This is a genomic window from bacterium (genome assembly GCA_008933615.1).
In the GTDB taxonomy this organism is placed as follows: Bacteria; CLD3; CLD3; order SB21; family SB21; genus SB21.
On the sequence record WBUR01000027.1, the window covers coordinates 1 to 18,649 of the forward strand.

Genomic DNA, 18,649 nt, shown 5'->3' on the forward strand with positions numbered 1-18,649 from the left:
CCGATTGGCAACAGTGATCATCACCGGTGGAGTAAGAGCCTTTGTTTCTTCCCACCTCTTAGCGGTTTCGAGCCAATCCTTGCCGAGCAGATAATATCCGTTTGTCACAAGGTCGGGAAGAGGTTCGTGTTCATCCACTTTGCGATTGATGTCGGACTTGACTTCTGGATCGTTATAGATGTGATATAGCCTTGACTTGTAGTCTTTCGAGAGCTGGCCGTCGTCGCGAATAACGACGCGCGGGGTTTTTACAAGACCGGATTCAATGGCGTCGTTCAGACCGAAATCGCTGACGATCCAGTCAAATAGCGCCTCCTCGGTACTGCGCTTACCTGACGGTGCGAATGGTGTTGCTGAAAAATCGAAGCAAGTCAGAATGTTTCTTGCTTTGTTAATACGATCCAGTCCGCCGATCCATTTCGTGGCTTCTTCAATGTCTTCTTTCTTCACACCTTTGATCTTTGATTCTGCGGGAACGCGCCAAGCGTGATGCGCTTCATCATTAATAACGATAATATTCTGAGCATTGGACATTTCCGCAAGCACTTCGCGAACGTAAGCTTCATCGCTTTTCGCTCCGCGCTTGTCTACTGACTTTCTCTTTGCAAGGCGTTCTTCTGTGTCCCAATTTAAGGCATGCCAATTGCGGATCAAAACACGGCCTTGCCTCAACTTATCATTCAGACCGGATGGAACAATGTTGAATTCATCATAATAATTCCCCGGCTGGTGAGGATTCAGAACTTGCAGACGGCTTTTTACGGTGAGCCCAGGAGCAACAATAAAAATATTTTTTGAAAATCGTGCGTCCTGTGGATAGGTAACTTTATTCAGTATCTGCCAGGCACAAACCATGGCCATTACAATCGTCTTGCCGGAACCGGTAGCCATCTTAGAACATAGCCGGAGAAATTCTCCGCCATCAGAGGGTACATCGATACCCACCTTTTCCGATTCATTGGCTTCGACAAGCCAGATGAGAGTCTCCATCGCTTCAAGCTGGCAGAAAAAGAATCGTTTGTTTTCCCGTGCTTCCGTGTCTCGCCAATGCTCAAGCAGTCGCTTGGTCATGCCGGAAACTCCCGCGTATGGATTGGTAGGATGCTCACTCCACGCTTTGATACGCGGACGAATAGTATTGACGAGCGGTATTTCGATGAAAATGCCCGGATCGTCAAATGCTCGGGAAGACTCCGACGCTACAATATATCCCGCAGGGCGACGGCCATTTTTGCGGCTGAATGTCCGCGTCTTTGCGTCGTAACTCCAGTAGCTTTTCGGCTCCCCGTAGGGGGAATTGATGATTAGTTTATCTATTGAGTTCATATTGACAAAAAGTTAACAAAGACTTGACAATCTGTACGCTTCATGTTACCTTGTATCAGAGCTTTTGATGACGAAAGTTGCCATTGGCTTTGAAATTTTAAAGGTTCCGCCCTGATGATAAGAGCCCATGGGGCTCTTCGAAAGATAGTCAGGGCGGTCGTTTTTTTAGTAATATAGATTAGTTCCCTGTCCAAATGTCTCGTACTCGCTCGAAATAAACTTCTTAATCAAATCGTAACTCCGCAAATCCTTTTTTTCCCACTTTCTGAAAATCGCCCAGTTCAAATAATCGGCTATTTGAAGATTCAGGTCTGACTTGGAAGAATGAAACATCAAAATATATGGAACACGTGACTCTCTCGACCATTCTGCAAGAGTTAATTTAGTAGCTTTCTCAATTTCCTTCCTTTTCTTCTCCACCGGTATTCGATCTGAGACAACAATTACTCTATCCGGCATAGTTTTCTGGCACTTTAAAACGTACCTTAATAGAATGTTCAGGATTTTGTGATAAAATCTTGCATGGTCAATCTGCAATGTTGGATTAGTTTTTCTCTTTTCCACTATCTGGCAGTCAATGCGGCACTTCGGAAGATGGATTCTGAGTATGTCAAACACACGATCTCGTACCATCTGACGATCTTCAGACGCATGAAAACATTCGAGATCCAGCCCGCCAGATTCCCAAATGTCATATTTCAAATCGACCAGTTCGGTTATTGCATCAAAGGGCCTCACGAGAGAAAAAGACGTGAAAGTGAAAAAAGCCGTGCCCTTATTTGAAAAATCAAAATTTCCAGCTTCATCGAGAAAAATATAAAGCGCCTTTTTACCTCCGGGAGTCTCAGTCATGACCATTCATCGTTTAGTTCCGCCATATTTGGACCAGTTCTGTTGTCATGAGAATATCAAGTAATAGAAATTTTTATTACATGTTATTACATACGCAGTTTTCTTGCACTTCTCATCATAAGGAGAGTTGAAGATGAGTTTGTCTATCGATGATTTCATCTAATCAGGCTTTAGTTATTGTCTTCATCAATCCAAATAAGGCTTAAGACGGTATTGTAGCTTTTAAGAGGGATTACTTCCTCATAAAGGAAACAATTTTCCCCAATGCCGTAATCAGTTAACCACGCTGTACCAATAACGCTTTCACGACTCGATGGGGTCTTGCCTGATTGAAAAAAATCATTTGCGCATGAATATTTGTCCAGGTTAACTCCCCGTCCATTAACTCTATACGGAAAGGCACTATTGGCTGAAACCCATTCAATTTTGCCGTTTTTAGATGCAACGAGAACGCAAGCCTTATTTCCAATGTTTACATAGCGAATTGCAGCAGCACTCAAGCTTGTTTGAAACTCATGTGCTAGCCTTTGTACTTCCGCGAAGCTTGGGGTCTTGTCGGCACAACGCGGTCGGAACAGATCTTCCGGCATAAGGAGTTCAGCAGCGAAAACATTTGCCTCAGTTTCAGCGGGTGATTGCTCGTACCAATCTTGAAAGTCGTCATCAGTACAAATAGTTAAAGGCTTGGCTGACCTGTGAAGAACATAGTGGCCAATTTCATGAGCGATTGCAAACCTCTTTCTGCCAGATTCGATAATGCGGTCACTTACCGAAATAAAACCGGCACTGCCTTTACAGACAATTCTTGCGACCGCTCCAGTGATAGATCGTTCAATTATAAGCAAATTCATCTGTGATGCAATAATTTCTAGGTCAATCTCAGCCGGATTCATGATTGACCATTCTGCGATAATCGCGCGTGCCTTTGCTTTTGCTACTGCGAATGTACTATAGCTCATTCTTGTGGATTCGAGTCAAGTTTTTTGAGTTCTTCTTCGAAAAGATTCAGAAGCTCTGCATCAGAAAGTAAATTTCTTAAATCATCTTCAGTAATATCTTTGTGTTTGTGTGCAAAAGCTTGTGCGAATTGCGAGTCGCCTTCCGCACTAAGAATCGTGCTCAGTTTATTTCGTACAATTTCGATTGGTTGCATTACGTCTATTCGTTGTAACTTATCATAAAGAGACAATAGCTGTTGCCTCCTGGCTTGCGCGACCTTTACTTTTTCTTTTTTTTCAAGATCAAGAATCAGTGCCAATCCTTTTCTAGCGAGCGTATCAGGATTCACTCCAAAAGAAATAAGTTTCTCACGCACTTCTTGCATATTGTTTTCATCAACGTCATGGACGAACTCGATAAGGCTGTCCAGTTTCTCGGCAAAATTTTTGGGAGGGGTGTCATTTTTTTTCATTTTTTTCTCCTTCAAACACTCTAAGAAAGTCCCCTATTTTCTTTTTCGCTTTATATATTTGCTCAATGGACATTCCAGTTTCGACCTTAATATCTGCTGGCTTTGATATCCCACTCTCAATACAACAAAGTACCAACTCAGCATCCTCATCACTCTTGACCATTGTCCACAGCTTCTCGAAAATGTCTTTTGCTACCAACTCATCGTAAGGGGTTGGCATACTTTGGTCTGGTGGATCAAAAATAGTCTCATCTTGTTCGGCGTCTCTTTCGATATCGTCTTGCCTTTTATGGTCCTGAGACTCAACAAGATGACTGATCAAACTATTAACTACGCTCTTCAGATGTATAAGTATATCCGGCTTTCCCTCAAAGTCCCAAGCTCTGTCACCCGTCCAAACTGCCGTAATTGCTTCACATGCAATGTCGTCTGGTTTAAGACCCGCTGGTACCCTTGACTTGTTCCACTTGAGTCGATGCAACTTACCAGCTGCATGCAGTGTCAGCTTGGAAAGAATTGTATCCCAATCCTGCTGCTTAAGCTTTGCTAATTTTTCAAAATCGGCCAATCGAATAACCCTTATAGTAGTATGCCAATAAAAGGATGTTTTTTTCACCTAAGGCATAAAAAACTGCTATTTGTCCGGCATATAATAAAAGAGGGCTAACCTCACCCAAGGTTTTCCTTGGTTTAACTAAATTAATAACTAAATGAAGAGGTGCATCATGTACCAAACTCAAACCTTAACCCCGTTTACGCCTCGGGAAGTTGACAACGTTCCCGAAAGAGAGGGGGTGTATCAGCTTTTCGACGCCAGCCAAGAGCTCACCTACATTGGTAGGTCAGATAATCTTCGCCGGAGACTATCTGAACACCTTAACACCTCGGACTCTTGCATTAAAAATGCAAGATATTTTGTGTACGAGGTTACGAACCGATCCGAAGAAAAGGAGCAACAAATGCTCGCGGAATACAAACGAATACACGGACGGTATCCTCGTTGCAATGATAGAGGATAAAGCTTGTCACAATCGGTGAGGGAGTAACAATGTTACTTCCTCACCCGTTTTTACTCCACCTCCATTACTTTCAAACTCTCAATCCCTCTATCATCCACGATCTTTACCGCTATCCGGTTATGCTTGCCCGGCTCAAAGGGCAGTGAGATCGTGCCGCGATAGGCTTCGATCAAGTCTTCGTCTATCTCGGCTTTCAGATTTCGTGCGAGACGTGACCAGCCTTCATTCTCAGCGGCCATCGGAAAAAATACCTGACGTGGAAATAAACTGCGCCCATCGTAATCCGTATCAAGCAGCCACATGGCAATACGTTCGTTTCCGCCGGAATCAATCGTTCCGGTTTTGGTGTTGTAATAATCAAATCCAAGAACATCGACTTGATAGTTTCCTTTGGCGTCACCCGATTTGATCTTCGACAATTTCACATCCGGCTGACCGATAAGCCAGAAGCTTTCACTGCTGGAACGTTTTTTTCTCAGATCGTCCGTAAGTAGATCGGCATTCATCTGAACTTTCAGAAAAAGCATGCCCGCTTTTTGTGCATCGGTTTCGTCAATATCTTTGGCGGCTTCGGGATCGAACTGGAATGCGGCAAATACAACCAGATCCGGTTTCGGTTTTAATGTGCTGGCTTCTTCCCAGGCAAGTTCCACCTGCCGCTGTTCCAGCGGGCCGTGCTCCGGGCCAAATGAAATGACGACGCGCTGAATTGCTTTGTATTCCTTGATCGTTTCGCGAACAGAATCGGAACCTTTGTCATTCGTCTTTGTTTCCGCTTCGGCGTGAAGCCATCGCGTGCCCGACATAGCTTCTACACGCGAGAAAAGAATATATTGGCCGTTTTTCCCGCGTATGCCCGATTTGAGCAATTCGTCGCGCCACTCACGCTGACGTAATGTTTCACCGGAACGTGCAATGGTCGTATCAGCTTCCTGCTTAGATGATTCTATTGCACCGATAGCTTCTAACGCTTTTACAACAGGCGCCGGTACCGCTTCCACAGTGAACGGCCCTGTTACTCTTTCTTTTTTGGAATCTGCGATTGGTTGATCGTAGAAATAAATCTCGTCTGGCTGTAAATTGTTTGCAAGTGTTTCTAATTTTATTCTTTTGGAAGATCTATATCTAAAACCACTTCCTACACCCTCGTTAGGATGAGCAAATTCGTAATATTCAAAATTTGCCGTCATTAATCTTTGCTTTGCCAATGCAATAGCAATTCGTGAAGTATCACATGTAATCCATCGTCTTCCCCATTGCTCGGCAACAAATGCCGTTGTTCCGCTTCCACAAGTAATATCAAGAACCAAATCTCCGGGCATACTTGTTAAGAGCATACATCGCTGTATTGGCAATTCATCAGTTTGCACGGCATAGACTGGGAACTGTTCTGCAAGAGTATCATCCCAAAGGTTATTTAAGATTTGATATGGGAAATCACTATAAAATATTTTATAAGGACGTGTTGGGCTAGTACCAACTAGACGATTTAATTCAGCTAACCTCTTCATCCCTTGTGGATTCGCTTTCCACTCATGCCCGCTTGGTGGATGTAAAGTTTTAGCTTCAAATTTTATCGGTTCTGTGTATTTAGGTTCTTTGCTTTTTTTGGAAGCTGAATGAGTTCTGAAAACTTTTGATAAATCTAGATTGGGGTTTTGAATATCCGCCTCTGTTATATTCCTAACTTCACCTTTGTCTTGATAAAACCTGAATTCACCTCGAAGCTGTTCTTCTTTATTTGATGGCACATACAACGGGTTTACTTTCACCTTTTCAATATCTTTTGCAAACCAAATTATATAATCAAATAGTTCAAATAGTCCCTTACCAAATCTTGAAAGGAATGAAGCTCTCTTTTTAAAAGGAATAATATTTACACAATTATCGTAACCGAAAATTTCATCCATCACTGCTTTAACGAGGTGCAAATTATTGTCATTGATTTGAACAAAAATACTCCCGGATTCATCCAACATGTTTCTTGCTAATAAGAATCTATCTCTAAGGTAAGTTAAATATGAATGAATACCCAATTCCCATGTATCACGGAATGCTTTTATCATTTCAGGTTCAGCAGTCAAGTCTTCGTCTTTTCCATCTTCGACATTTTTTTTATTAACGAAGGGCATAAAATTACTTCCATATTTAATTCCGTACGGCGGGTCGAAGTAGATCATTTGCACTTGTCCGCCGAGGCCCTCTTTTTCGAGGAGTGAATTCATCACAAGCAAAGAGTCGCCTGCTATCAGGCGGTTGCTCCAGTTATGCCGGTGCTTATAGAAATCAATCGCGTCCCGCAGGGGCGGGTTTTCGTCCTTGCTACTGAATAGCGACATCTGTTCGTAGTTCGATCCGTTCTTGTTTCGCACCGCTTCGATGATCGAGCGCGGGTCTATTCGTTCGTGGACATGCAGCGACACCGTAGGAATTTCAAAAGATGTGTGTTCCGCCTTGCCCGCCCATACAAGCTGTGGATCAAGATGCGGATCGTATTGGTACGTTTTTTTTGGTTGTCCCTGCTTGACATCCGGATCGGTATCCGGCGTGACGAGACCTACCGGCGGATTATTGACCCGCTGTTTGTCCTTGTGTTCGTATTGCTCGATAGGCTTTTTCTTGGCGGGGGATTTAGTTTTTCGTTTTTGCATATTCGGGATAGAATTAATATTTGTGAGTTTTCTGTTTGGTCAGAAAACAGTCGGTTTCTTGTTTGGATATTTTCTTGGGAGACACGATTAGGCTCCACGATAGGTGCATCCACAATTGCTTACGAAAAAAATTAGCGATATTTACGGGCATACGCAAGATAAATTCAAATTGAAATCATGATTGGGGTTTTTCAGATCCTGAAGTCATCCAAATGAGGAATCAAAAATCTAGCATTGCAGAGATATGGATAAGATACTAAATCGAAAAAAATAAATATCGCACATTGCTTGATTATCTGCTCATGGTGTTGCTAATTTAAAGGAGGTTCGGAAGTCACAAAGCAATGAAAGACTTATTATTATGAAATCAGCCAGTAGAAAGCTATTTCGACTCAGTCAAGGTGAACTCGACTTCGCAAAGATCAGATCGTTTTGGAATTTGGCACGCAATGAACATTTAATGCATGGTAACGCTGAAGTTCCAGAAGGTCAAATATTATACTTCACGGAAAAAAATGAACTATTTATGTCAATCTTGGATTCAGATGGTTCTGACGAGATAGTTCTTTCAAACATACCGAGGAAGGCTCGTTCCCTCATTGGAGACCTTTACGTTTATTTTGTAAAGACATATGGATCCATCCTTGTGAAAATGGGGAGACAATCAGAATTACAAGGGCATTTGAATCAATGGTTCAAGTTATTTTTGATGCTTAGTGCGGAACAAATGAGAAATCTGCATTATGGTAAAACTTATGATCTATTTTGGCAAGAATGCATGAAGTCCCTCGAACCAAAGATGGTAAACAAAAAGGGCAAACCAAAAAAGAATATATCTGCTACATTGGAAGTTATTGCAATGGCTCTGAGAGAGTTGTCAGTGGTCCGCAAGCTTAAGAGCTTTCGCGAAGCATATGTCTGGGCAGAAGATGAGCTCTTGGAAAATGGCCGCCCTTTCAGCTGGGAACAACTTGAAAAAGCTGCAAACAATGTCACTTCAAAAATTGCAGAAGCTGAATTCGCCGAAGACAATTCAAAAATAATTAGCTTTGTTTTATCTGAAATTAGTAAGATCAAATAAATAAATAGTTTATAGTATTTTTCCCTACCTCTTTTCTACCTTTTTAACCTCCATCCTATACCTTTTTACAAACACTCGCTACCTCACGACAAATTGTTTCGATTCAACAGTGACCGTAAATTAACCTCAGCAGATACGGAAATGAAGGTGTTTATGAAAGTACAATTATTTGCATCATAGACATGCGCGACGTCGATCTGTGCTTTTACAGAGATTGGAGAGTAAAGCAGTAATGGAATATAAACAATTAAAGGATAATGATTATGGAATCGACCGATGTTTTAGGGAGTAGCATAGGACCGGCCCCTGATGAAAACCTATTGGACTCCTTAGTTGATGATCTAAAACAAGGCCGAATACGAGTCAACGAAATAGCCCTCTATTTGCAAAGCGTACTACGCCTCATCTATAAGGGATCGTCAAACTACTGCTATGATGAAAAGACCGGTATTTGGATTGTGGCCGAAGTGCACATCATCAACAACAGGATTGCAGATTTTTTGACCCTCTATTCTCCAACCAGAGCAGATAACATTCGCATTAATGACATACGGAGGCGCCTGTTTGACATTGTAAGAGAAAGGCACCAATACTACCCAAAATCCGAAAAAACACGGTTTGTCAATTTTAGAAATAAATTATATGACATTGAGACCGAAGGCGTATATCCGCATATCCCTGATATCTATTCATTTTTTCAACTGCCCGTTGACTTTGACCGTAAAGCCACCTGCCCTATGTGGCTCGAATTTATTGATTTTGTCACAGAGGGTGATCTGGAAGTTGCCCGGCTCTTACGTAATTTTGTTGGTCTGATCCTTTCTGAGCGAACTGATATACAACACTATCTCCATATCATCGGTAGTGGAGGTACTGGCAAATCTACGTTTGCAAAGACAATTCACCAACTCATTGGACGAGAACAAACGGCCATCCTGGATTTCGGAAACGAACGTGACAACTTTTCCCTATCTGCTATCGAAGGCAAGAAGTTCTTATTCGTTGATGAATTTGAGTATCCGCGTTTGTCACCCCAAGCGGAAGGCCATATTAAATCGCTTGCTTCCTTCGGGCCTGTTCGGGTAAACCAGAAATACAAGAACGCTCTTGAAATCTACAATAGAGGCAGACTAATCATCTGTTCAAATAATTTCCCCTTGATCTCTGATGCATCAAACGCACTGTTCAGGAGATTATTACTGGTTAAATTTGAAAAGACAATTCCTCGCGACTCGCAGACCAAATGGTTCTCCGATACGAACGCATTCCAAAAAGAACTGCCAGGAATAGCCCTTTGGGCTCTTGAAGGGTTAAAAGAGGTCGAAGCTTTGGGTTCAGCGGCCCTTGCATTGCCTGACAAAGTAATCGAGTGGATCGAGGAAATAAAAAATGACGCTAACCCAGTGATGCGCTGGGTTCAAGATTGTTGTGATTTCGTAACTGATCAGAAAACACCAACCGAAGCCTTGTATAAAAGCTACAGTGATTGGTTTATCAGAGAAGGTATGCACAGTCAATTCAGATCAAGCAAGAATAGTTTTAGTAAGAAACTGAAACAGGCTTTCCCCAGCAAGATTCAGTCTGATACGGACGGAAACTCACGGGGCTACAAAGGAATAACACTCAAAATTAAACCAATTTCTTAACATGTGCTGTAACATAAAAACATGTATTAATTCTGAAGTTAGAATTTACACGAAACCGCTGGTCATGGTGACCTAAATGACGTGTAAATATCAAATTATTGAGAGCTATGAACTTATTACTTACAGGACAGCTAAAAAGAATCGCCTATGAAAAGTAGAAATTTAGCCAAAATGTAGTTGAAGAAAACTCAAAGAAAGGAACAGATATATGACACTAACACAAGATCTCCGCTATCCGTATTCTTTTACCATCTCAGTAAAGGTCGAGTCAGACCTATATGAAATTATCATGGTGTGCTATGACAGGGACCGATTGACATTAAGTGGCTACCTCAGAGAAGTTTTGAACAACTTCTTTTTGGGAAAGACAAAAGCCAATTTAGAGCGTTATCAACTCTACATGGGTCACTTCCATCAGGTATTGAAAAAACAAATCGTCTTCTGTGTTGACCGAAATGTGAATGAAAAACTCATAAAGTGCTCACAACAGTTTCATAGGAAAACGCCCGTAATAGTTAGGACTATCCTCAGACAGATGTATTTTGGATTCTGGAATGAATACAGAGATTACTTGATGGAACTGTCAAAGAATGACGTTTATCGTTCTGATCCTTGGAGGCAATGAGATTATCTAACGAAAAACTGAGATCCATCCTGGAAGATAATGGAACAAAGATGGATGATGTAAAACTCGCTAAACTGGTGGAACTGCTTTACCAATTGGCAGAGATAGATTATGCTATTTTTAAATCAAAGGAATCAATTGACAACGAGAAGAATTCAGAGTACTTTCTGGAAAAAGCATCATGAAAAATGTTGTAATATATCCTCGTGTTTCGACCGGTGACCAGGTCCACGGCTATTCGCTTCGTGACCAGGAAGATAAGCTGCGTCGACATTGTGAACGAAATGGTCTTATAATTCACAAACACTTCGAAGATAGTCAGTCAGGTAAGAATTTCAACCGCAAAGAGTTCCAAAAAATAATTGAATATGTTAAGAGCAATCCTATCATTGACGGATTATTGGTAGTGAAATGGGATCGATTTTCAAGAGCCGAAATTGACGAATCGATAACGATGATCAAAAAATTTCGAAAGCTCGGAGTAGAAGTTCAGGCCATAGAACAACCGCTCAATTGGAATGATCCTAATCACAAATGGATGCTATCCATTTATCTGACGGGTGCAAACGTAGAGAATGATCAAATATCGAATAGAGTAAAAGTTTGTATGCGACGCGCGATGTTAGAAGGCAGGTGGATGGGCAGCGCGCCTTTCGGGTATCGTAATTCGCGAGACGAAAAGATGAAGCCGATCATTGTGCCTAATGAAAATGCAGAGACGGTAAGGTCGATTTTCCGAGATTTCACATCAGGTCAGACCGATGTTTTTGCACTATTCAAGAAGTACAGTGCATTAGCTTATAATGGCTCCCGAAGTAACCTATACAACCTCCTTACAAATCCAGTTTATATCGGAAAAATAAGAATCAAATCAGGTGATAGAACACCGGAGACTATGGTTGATGGAATTCATGAAGCAATTATTTCTGACGATATGTTTGAGAAGGCTCAGGCAATAATCTCTGGGCGACATGTGAAAAAGACGAGAAACCTTAATACAAACGTTCCTCTCAAAGGTCACATCTTGTGTTCAAAATGCGGCAAACCAATGACATGTGGAACTGCAAATGGGAACGGCGGAAAGTATTGGTATTATCGATGCAATCCGTGCCGAGAGATCGTGTCCGTTGAAAAAGCCGATAGACTCTTACAAGAACATATGGCATGCTACAGGCTCCAGCCTGAAGTAGCTGAAATTTATTTGACAGTCGCACAAGATGTGTTTGAACAAAAAGAAAAGTCTGAGCAGACGGAAGCCATGAGGCTAGACAAGGAGATTCAGAAAACAGAAGCCAGAATTTCAAGCTTAGATATGAAGTTCATCGACGATGCTGTTGACAAGGCGACTTATGGCTCACTGAAAAAACAATTGAAGGCTGAAATTGATGTTCTCAAAGGACAGCGTCACGATATGACGTCTGTTAAAGGTAAGGAATTCTTGAAATACCTGGCGGGTGCTTGTACATTGCTAACAGACCTCGATCAGCGTTACAAACAAGCTCCTTCTGAAATTAAGAGTCAAATACTTGGTTGCATATTTCCTGAAAAATTACATTTTCAGAAAAATAGTTATGCAACCACGAAATTGAACCCTATTCTCGCTTCAATCCTATCAAAAAACAATACGTTGGAAAACAAAAAAATCGCCACTACTGATGGCGATCTTGTTGGGTGGACCCGACTGGATTCGAACCAGTGACCCCTACGATGTCAACGTAGTACTCTAACCAACTGAGCTACGAGTCCGAAATTTTTTCGCTGTGCTCGGGACCGGAATCGAACCGGTACGGGCTTTGAGGCCCGCAGGATTTTAAGTCCTGTGCGTCTACCAGTTCCGCCACCCGAGCTTAGGTAGTTTTCGACGATTATGAAAGAACTGAGGCGACGAACAGAGTCGAACTGTTGATGGGGCTTTTGCAGAGCCCTGCCTTACCACTTGGCTACGTCGCCAAAAAAAATGACCAGAACCCGTTAGTAGAATTCTGGTCATCGAGTTACACATACCTCTACAATCTACTGGGTTACAGTAGATCCCATCTGGATTACACAGGAGCAAAAGAGCGAGAGACGAGACTCGAACTCGCGACATCAACCTTGGCAAGGTTGCACTCTACCAACTGAGCTACTCTCGCGTGTAATAATACACGTCTATGTCAAAGAAACCCCTATTTATCGTAGGGATAAGAAATATACCCAAAAAATAATCCCTTGTCAAGCAAATTAATGGCTGATCCATAATGCACCATATTAAACTATTAATAACATTATATTTAACTTTTAAAATTAATATCTTGACACGATTTCAGGGATGAATTGCAATTAAGTCATTATGACATATAGTATCATAAGTATATTAAAATATAAATTTATAAAAAGTCAAAAATCAGACATTTTAACAGTAAAATTTTGTGTTGTTTCCTAAATAATTAGTTTTAAATTTACTTAACAACTTATTCACATTTTTTTTTGATATTGAATTTATCCATGAATATAGTTCGTATCACAATGATATTTTGTTTCATTATCCTGAATTGTTTGTCAAATTCATGCACGACAACATCGTTTAAAACTAAATATCGCCGATTAATTTACCAGCGTGATTCAATTTCTACTGAATTAAATTCGCTGAATCGTGAACTTGAAAGTACGGAACTTGAATTATTCAAAACATTATATGAGATTGAGTTCTTACGTAATACCATTGTAAAAGCCGAGGCGGATTCTGTCGTCCATTTCTATCACAACTATATTTTTAATTTCCGGCGACCTATTCTGGCGCTGGTCGAACCGGATCTGAATTCCCCGTTTCTTTTTCCGCTCACGGTCGAAAAGATAGAACGGAACTGGCATTGGCCGGTTCTCTGGGGCAGGCTTTTTTATTTTGACTACAATCACCTCGGCATAGACCTTCATGCGCGTGAAGGCGACACCGTGAGGGCGGTTTATGACGGCGTGATACGGAATTACGAGCCGGCGAACGGATACGGCGAACTGGTTGCCGTTATCGAACATGCGTACTCACAGAAGTGGAAGAACAACGTGCTGTCGCCCGAATTTATTTCCATTTACGGCCACATCCGTAAGGAAAAAATTCGCGATTCCACGGCCGCGCTTCATTGGAAAAATGACGATCGTATCCAACGCGGAGAGATTATTGGTTTTATCAACGACGATGATCACAACGGCGACGGCGGCGAACACCTGCACTTTGGAATACGCCTGCAAACCGCAGACGCCTCTAAAGCATCGGACGGCGGACGCTGGCTCAGAGGTTATGATAATCGCAAAGGCGATCAGCTTCAATATTTTCTTAATCCGGTGGAACTGTACGGACGGTACATACGCTTTACATTTGACCCGATCGACAGGAATTGAATGAACTTACAATTTATTTTGCATTTTTATTTTATATTCCCTATTTTAATTTCCAATTCGCAATACCATTCCACATAGAGATCAATCAAGGAGCAATAGATTATGCGTCTCATTACACGAACGGATCTTGATGGTTTAACCTGTGCTGTATTCATCACCGTTATGGAAAAGATCGATGAAGTTCTGTTTGCCGAACCCAAGGCAATGCAGGATGGGAAAGTAGCCGTCAACGATCATGATATTATTGCTAACCTTCCGTATCACCCCAAATGCGCGTTATGGTTCGACCATCACACCAGCCAAATGAAACATTCGGAGAAGGAAGGCTACCGGGGAAAATTTGCAGTTGCGCCAAGCTGCGCGCGTGTGATCTATGATTTTTACGAACGCCCGGATGAACTGAAGCCTTTTGATGAACTGTTGGTCGAGACCGACCGCGTGGACAGCGCCAATCTTAACATGGATGACGTGATGAACCCGAAAGGATGGGTCTTATTATCTTACACATTGGATCCGCGTTCCGGCCTGGACGCATTTGAAGATTATTTTCAGCGCATGATTGGCTGGATTCAGGTTCACAAAGTCGATGATATTCTGAATCTCCCGGACGTTAAATCCAAGGTGGAGACGTATTTGGCGGAACAGGATAATTTCAAGAAGGCCTTATTGGAACATAGCCGCCAGGACGGAAACGTTATTATCACAGATCAACGTCCTGTACAGAAATTTCCAGCCGGCAACCGTTTCCTTATCTACACCTTATTTCCTGAAGGCAATATCTCCGCTCGTCTTTTCAGAGGCAAAGAGCCCGGTATAACGGTTTGCGCGGTTGGCCACAGCATATTTAACCGCACGTCGAAAACGGACGTGGGCGCACTGATGGCAGAATACGGCGGCGGCGGCCACAAAGGCGCCGGCACATGTCAGTTGCCTGATGCCGAAGCGGATGCGAAAGTGAAAGAGATCATTGAAAGAATGAAAAAAGCCGGGTAATACCTAAAAAATTCTCAGCCACTAAGGCGCAAAGACTCAAAGTTTTTAAAACCTTTTTAATTCTGTATTAAATAACTTGGTGTCTTGGTGCCTTTGTGGCAATATAAAAATAATCTACCATTTGAAAATAAATACAAAACTACTCATGTCTTCCAGCGCCATTGTCATGGGAGTGCTGGGCATATCCGTTTCATTTCTTCCTCAGGAAATACTGCGCAGCGAAGGCATTGAACCTGCAGTTCTCCCTGTGTTGTTACTGCAAATCCTCGGAGCTCTTCTCATGGCATTCGCGATGGTCAACTGGATGGCCAAAGATATTCTTATCGGCGGAATTTACAGCAGGCCTGTTGCGGTGGGAAACTTTATGCATTTTATGGTTGGCGCGCTGGCGCTGATCAAAGGAGCATTCAAGAACCCCGATATGCCAGTTCTATGGGCGGCGGGTGTTATCTATATCGTATTTGCCGTGGGATTTGCTATAGTCCTTTTTTTCCATCCAACTAAAATAAACATTGACAATCCGTAATCTTTTACCTTAACTTTCCTTTGTTCGTTATCCAAATCTTGCTTATCTGACATCTGCCCCAGATGTATTATTCAATGAACTACCAAATCTAAAAGAGGAGAAACTATCATGAAACACATTTCTATCAAGCCACTAATGGCAAATCTTGTCTTGTCTTGTCTTGTCTTGTCTTGTCTTGCACAGATGAACAGACCAACGTAAAAGATGATGGTCAAATTTCATTTAGTATGCCTCTGTCTGTAGCTAAAACACAAGCCGGAATCCAAATTGATAGCGTTCGTGTAAATTTAAGTGGGCCCACAAATACGAGTGGCAATTTAGTAATTTCCAATGATTCTACAGTAGCTTCTGGTTCATTTAATAATTTAGTTGCTGGAGAATACTCAATTTCTATTCTTGCGTTTGCAAACCATGATACGGTCGCTACTGGATCTGGAAATGCCACGGTCATACCTGGACAGATTACAAATGCAACTATAACACTGACCCTCTTAACTGGTGGTTTGAATATTAATGTAAATTGGAGCATACCTCAAACGATAGTTTATGTAAAAGATGTGGCAGGTATTCAACAGATTTGTACAATCAATACAGATAGTACCAACTTTACAATCCTTACATCTTTTTCCTCCAATCCTTCAACAATTGGAAAGCCGGCGTATTCACCAGACGGAAACAAGATTGCATTTTATCTTAATGATGGATCTGGCATAAATATATGGGTTATGAATTCTAATGGCTCAAATCTAACTCAGGTGACATTTAACAATGAATCGTTCATAGGAGAAAGACCTGAATTCTCTTCAACATCTGATGTATTATATTATCGTCGAACAACCGGGGCAGGTGCTGCTTCAATCTGGAGGGTTGACATTAATGGTCAAAATGACAGCTTATACAATGACTTCTCTGGTAACGAATATATGATAGAGTTCATTGGAAACAGTTATCTGATGTTTTTTGTCCATGGCGGAGGTATCTATCGAACAAATAGCCTCATTGATTTGGCTTCAACTTTATTGATTAGCGGAGCTCAATATCCTGCTGTCAATCATGATTTAACAAAACTTGCATACGCTGGTTCCGGGTTTAATTCAATATGGATTTCTAATCTTGATGGAACATCACCTCTACTTTTAAAGGATGAAGGTGTATTTAGTGGCTCAGTATCGTTTACAAAAGACGGCCAATATGTTGTATATAGTAGGAATGGCGCCACTATCAAAATTGTAAAGATTGATGGCAGTGCGGAAAAAATAATTACTGATGGCTGGGACCCTATGGCAAAACCAAATTAATCACTTGATTCTGGTCTTTTGAGGGCAGATACCGGAAATCATACAAAAAAATAAGATTGTTCTCGTATTTCACCAAATGCATTTTATCGATTAACAAAAAAAGCAATTCCGCATATTCGGAGTTGCTTTTTTTATTCTGCCAGAATTTCCCTTAACGAAGTAAGAAAATTTACAGTTTCTTTACTACCTTTTACTCAGACTCAATAAATGATTTTCAATCTCGGCCATATCCAATTCTTTCAACTCACTCCGGTGCATCCACTTAAAGATCTCAATCTCTAACGCAATCCCGTCCAAATCCGGTTGCTGCTTCTTAACGACCAACTTGGCAAAATATTTACCTGACGCATACAAACGCCCTGTCTTATGCAGCCTTTCTTCGGGGCTCATCGCCGAGATAAGCTCAAGCATCTGTTTTTCAATTTCGGGATGTGTGTCGTTCATAATAATTGTCTAACTATACATCTGTCAGCCCAAAATACCGAGCGTGTCATTCTTGTAAGAATCTTTTTTGAATCATAGATTGCGCGTTGCAAAAAAAAGGATTCTTACAAGAATGACAACGGCTTTTTTTGATTTCCTTTTTTTCTTGATTTCCATTAATCCCTAATTAGTCAAAAAACATCTGGAGAGAAGTAACCATTACTCGTTCGATTCCGGTTTGGTGTCTTTTAATTATTTTCAGCTCTCTCACATCTCCCTGATCTCAATTCCAATACTTCTCTTTTTTAACTCCTCGATGAATTTTTCCGCCGGCACACAGAGTTCCTGCGGGATAGCGCCTTTTTCAGTAATTTCTCCAGCCGACATCATTTGAGCGATCACCGAAATCGGATAGGACGTCAGCCGCATCATAGCGGTTATGTTATTTGCCGCATCGCCGTAATCGATAATTTGATACTGTATACGACGCGGTGTGCCATTCTTCTTTCCTTCGACAACCACGCGCACTAAAACGCAATCTTTACCATCCATGGTGAGTTTGTCCGTGATTAAACTCGACAGTAATTCGCGTGGAGTGATTTTCTGGTCGCCAAGTTTATACGGTTTACTGTCCATCAATCCGAGATCGAAAAGCGTCTTGAACTGCGCGCAATGGCCGGGATAACGGATCGTTTTATAATCGAGGTTCTTAACTTTTCCTTTGTAAGTCTGGGGTAATGTGGATGTTCCGCCGGATGTGTTGAATGCTTCCAATTTGCCGAACGGCGCGGGAAATTCAAGTTCCTCCACATCGATCAACGGTTCTTCTTCAATGATTTTACCATCGCGGATCTTGACGCACGATTCAACGTACTCATTGATCAGACCGTGTACCGAAAAAACAAGTTTATAATTCATCGGCGGTTTCGGATCCACCGGCAGTCCGCCTACCCGAATCTTCACATTATCTGTCTCATCCATCTTCGCCATCCCGTGCGCGACCAGCACAGAAACCATACCCGGCGCTAATCCGCAGTCAGGAACGATGGTGACAAGTTTTTTCTTTGCTTTTTCGTGCAGTTCCAGTTCCTGATTCACGATCGTATTATTTCCGCCGAGATCGCAGAAATTGCATCCGTTGACGATCGCAAGTTTAGCCAATTTAAAATTGTATTTGTACGTCACTGCACTGACAACCGTATCGCAGCCCTGCATCAGTTTGGTAACTTCTTTATCATCGTCGATGTCCAGTTTCTTGTATTTGATCCGCAATTCGTTAGGATCGTTGATCAACGCTTCCGTTTCTTTAAGCTGTTTCGGATCATGGTCTGCGACCACGAGCCCTTCTAGTTTTGGGTTACGCATCATGTCAAATACGACCGCGCGTCCCATGAGCCCTGCGCCGAGAACTAAAATTTTCATA

Annotated in this window: 17 protein-coding genes and 4 tRNA genes; 9 read left to right on the forward strand and 12 right to left on the reverse strand. The window is 41.8% G+C overall.

Annotated features, from left to right (window positions below; genetic code table 11):
- The 5 genes from F9K33_10890 to F9K33_10910 all read right to left on the reverse strand — a co-directional run.
- A partial coding sequence (locus tag F9K33_10890; protein ID KAB2878972.1) for a type III restriction endonuclease subunit R occupies window positions 1-1,326 on the reverse strand: 1,326 nt, incomplete at its 3' end.
- Window positions 1,327-1,491: 165 nt separating this feature from the next.
- Complete coding sequence (locus F9K33_10895) at window positions 1,492-2,178, reverse strand: DUF3800 domain-containing protein (GenBank protein ID KAB2878973.1); 687 nt, start codon at window positions 2,176-2,178, stop codon at window positions 1,492-1,494.
- A 170-nt stretch (window positions 2,179-2,348) separates the two neighbouring features.
- The gene (locus F9K33_10900) at window positions 2,349-3,137 is read right to left on the reverse strand and encodes an ImmA/IrrE family metallo-endopeptidase (GenBank protein ID KAB2878974.1); all 789 of its coding nucleotides are present in this window, start codon (window positions 3,135-3,137) and stop codon (window positions 2,349-2,351) included.
- The gene (locus F9K33_10905) at window positions 3,134-3,589 is read right to left on the reverse strand and encodes a hypothetical protein (GenBank protein KAB2878975.1); all 456 of its coding nucleotides are present in this window, start codon (window positions 3,587-3,589) and stop codon (window positions 3,134-3,136) included. Before F9K33_10905 ends, F9K33_10900 begins: the two co-directional genes overlap by 4 nt.
- Window positions 3,576-4,157, reverse strand: a complete 582-nt coding sequence (locus F9K33_10910) for a hypothetical protein (protein ID KAB2878976.1) — start codon at window positions 4,155-4,157, stop codon at window positions 3,576-3,578. The genes F9K33_10905 and F9K33_10910 overlap by 14 nt, the downstream gene beginning before the upstream one ends.
- 142 nt (window positions 4,158-4,299) lie before the next feature.
- On the opposite strand from F9K33_10910, the gene F9K33_10915 reads away from it, so the two are divergent.
- Window positions 4,300-4,608, forward strand: coding sequence for a hypothetical protein (locus tag F9K33_10915; protein ID KAB2878977.1), 309 nt, complete (start codon window positions 4,300-4,302; stop codon window positions 4,606-4,608).
- A 50-nt stretch (window positions 4,609-4,658) separates the two neighbouring features.
- Here the strand turns inward: F9K33_10915 and F9K33_10920 are convergent, their stop codons facing one another.
- Complete coding sequence (locus F9K33_10920; protein KAB2878978.1) at window positions 4,659-7,259, reverse strand: site-specific DNA-methyltransferase; 2,601 nt, start codon at window positions 7,257-7,259, stop codon at window positions 4,659-4,661.
- Window positions 7,260-7,620: 361 nt separating this feature from the next.
- Between F9K33_10920 and F9K33_10925 the strand changes: the two genes are divergently transcribed.
- The 4 genes from F9K33_10925 to F9K33_10940 all read left to right on the forward strand — a co-directional run bounded on the left by F9K33_10925 (window position 7,621) and on the right by F9K33_10940 (window position 12,310).
- A complete protein-coding gene (locus F9K33_10925) occupies window positions 7,621-8,340 on the forward strand; it encodes a hypothetical protein (GenBank protein KAB2878979.1) in 720 nt (239 codons plus the stop codon).
- Between the two features lie 257 nt (window positions 8,341-8,597).
- The gene (locus F9K33_10930; protein ID KAB2878980.1) at window positions 8,598-9,986 is read left to right on the forward strand and encodes a hypothetical protein; all 1,389 of its coding nucleotides are present in this window, start codon (window positions 8,598-8,600) and stop codon (window positions 9,984-9,986) included.
- A 621-nt stretch (window positions 9,987-10,607) separates the two neighbouring features.
- Window positions 10,608-10,796, forward strand: coding sequence for a hypothetical protein (locus F9K33_10935; GenBank protein ID KAB2878981.1), 189 nt, complete (start codon window positions 10,608-10,610; stop codon window positions 10,794-10,796).
- Window positions 10,793-12,310, forward strand: a complete 1,518-nt coding sequence (locus F9K33_10940; GenBank protein KAB2878982.1) for a recombinase family protein — start codon at window positions 10,793-10,795, stop codon at window positions 12,308-12,310. Before F9K33_10935 ends, F9K33_10940 begins: the two co-directional genes overlap by 4 nt.
- Here F9K33_10940 and F9K33_10945 read toward each other — a convergent pair.
- The 4 genes from F9K33_10945 to F9K33_10960 form a co-directional block, all read right to left on the reverse strand.
- Window positions 12,284-12,357, reverse strand: a tRNA-Val gene (locus F9K33_10945). The two genes, F9K33_10940 and F9K33_10945, sit on opposite strands and share 27 nt — an antisense overlap.
- A gap of 15 nt (window positions 12,358-12,372) precedes the next feature.
- Window positions 12,373-12,458 (reverse strand) — tRNA-Leu (locus F9K33_10950).
- 32 nt (window positions 12,459-12,490) lie between these two features.
- Window positions 12,491-12,561 (reverse strand) — tRNA-Cys (locus F9K33_10955).
- 109 nt (window positions 12,562-12,670) lie between these two features.
- Window positions 12,671-12,743: transfer RNA gene (locus F9K33_10960), tRNA-Gly, on the reverse strand.
- Window positions 12,744-13,095: 352 nt separating this feature from the next.
- On the opposite strand from F9K33_10960, the gene F9K33_10965 reads away from it, so the two are divergent.
- The 4 genes from F9K33_10965 (at window position 13,096) to F9K33_10980 (ending at window position 16,803) form a co-directional block, all read left to right on the forward strand.
- Entirely contained in the window at window positions 13,096-13,986 is an 891-nt protein-coding gene (locus tag F9K33_10965) for a M23 family metallopeptidase (GenBank protein KAB2878983.1), read from the forward strand.
- Window positions 13,987-14,088: 102 nt separating this feature from the next.
- On the forward strand, window positions 14,089-14,979 hold the full coding sequence (locus F9K33_10970; protein ID KAB2878984.1) for an exopolyphosphatase: 891 nt from the start codon (window positions 14,089-14,091) through the stop codon (window positions 14,977-14,979).
- Window positions 14,980-15,106: 127 nt separating this feature from the next.
- Window positions 15,107-15,505, forward strand: coding sequence for a hypothetical protein (locus tag F9K33_10975; protein ID KAB2879017.1), 399 nt, complete (start codon window positions 15,107-15,109; stop codon window positions 15,503-15,505).
- A gap of 170 nt (window positions 15,506-15,675) precedes the next feature.
- Window positions 15,676-16,803, forward strand: coding sequence for a hypothetical protein (locus F9K33_10980; GenBank protein ID KAB2878985.1), 1,128 nt, complete (start codon window positions 15,676-15,678; stop codon window positions 16,801-16,803).
- 183 nt (window positions 16,804-16,986) lie between these two features.
- On the opposite strand, the gene F9K33_10985 is transcribed toward F9K33_10980, so the two are convergent.
- Both F9K33_10985 and F9K33_10990 read right to left on the reverse strand, forming a co-directional pair.
- Window positions 16,987-17,247, reverse strand: coding sequence for a hypothetical protein (locus F9K33_10985; protein KAB2878986.1), 261 nt, complete (start codon window positions 17,245-17,247; stop codon window positions 16,987-16,989).
- A gap of 246 nt (window positions 17,248-17,493) precedes the next feature.
- Window positions 17,494-18,648: a saccharopine dehydrogenase gene (locus tag F9K33_10990; GenBank protein ID KAB2878987.1), complete on the reverse strand. Its 1,155-nt coding sequence runs from the start codon at window positions 18,646-18,648 to the stop codon at window positions 17,494-17,496.
- Window position 18,649: the final 1 nt, after the last annotated feature.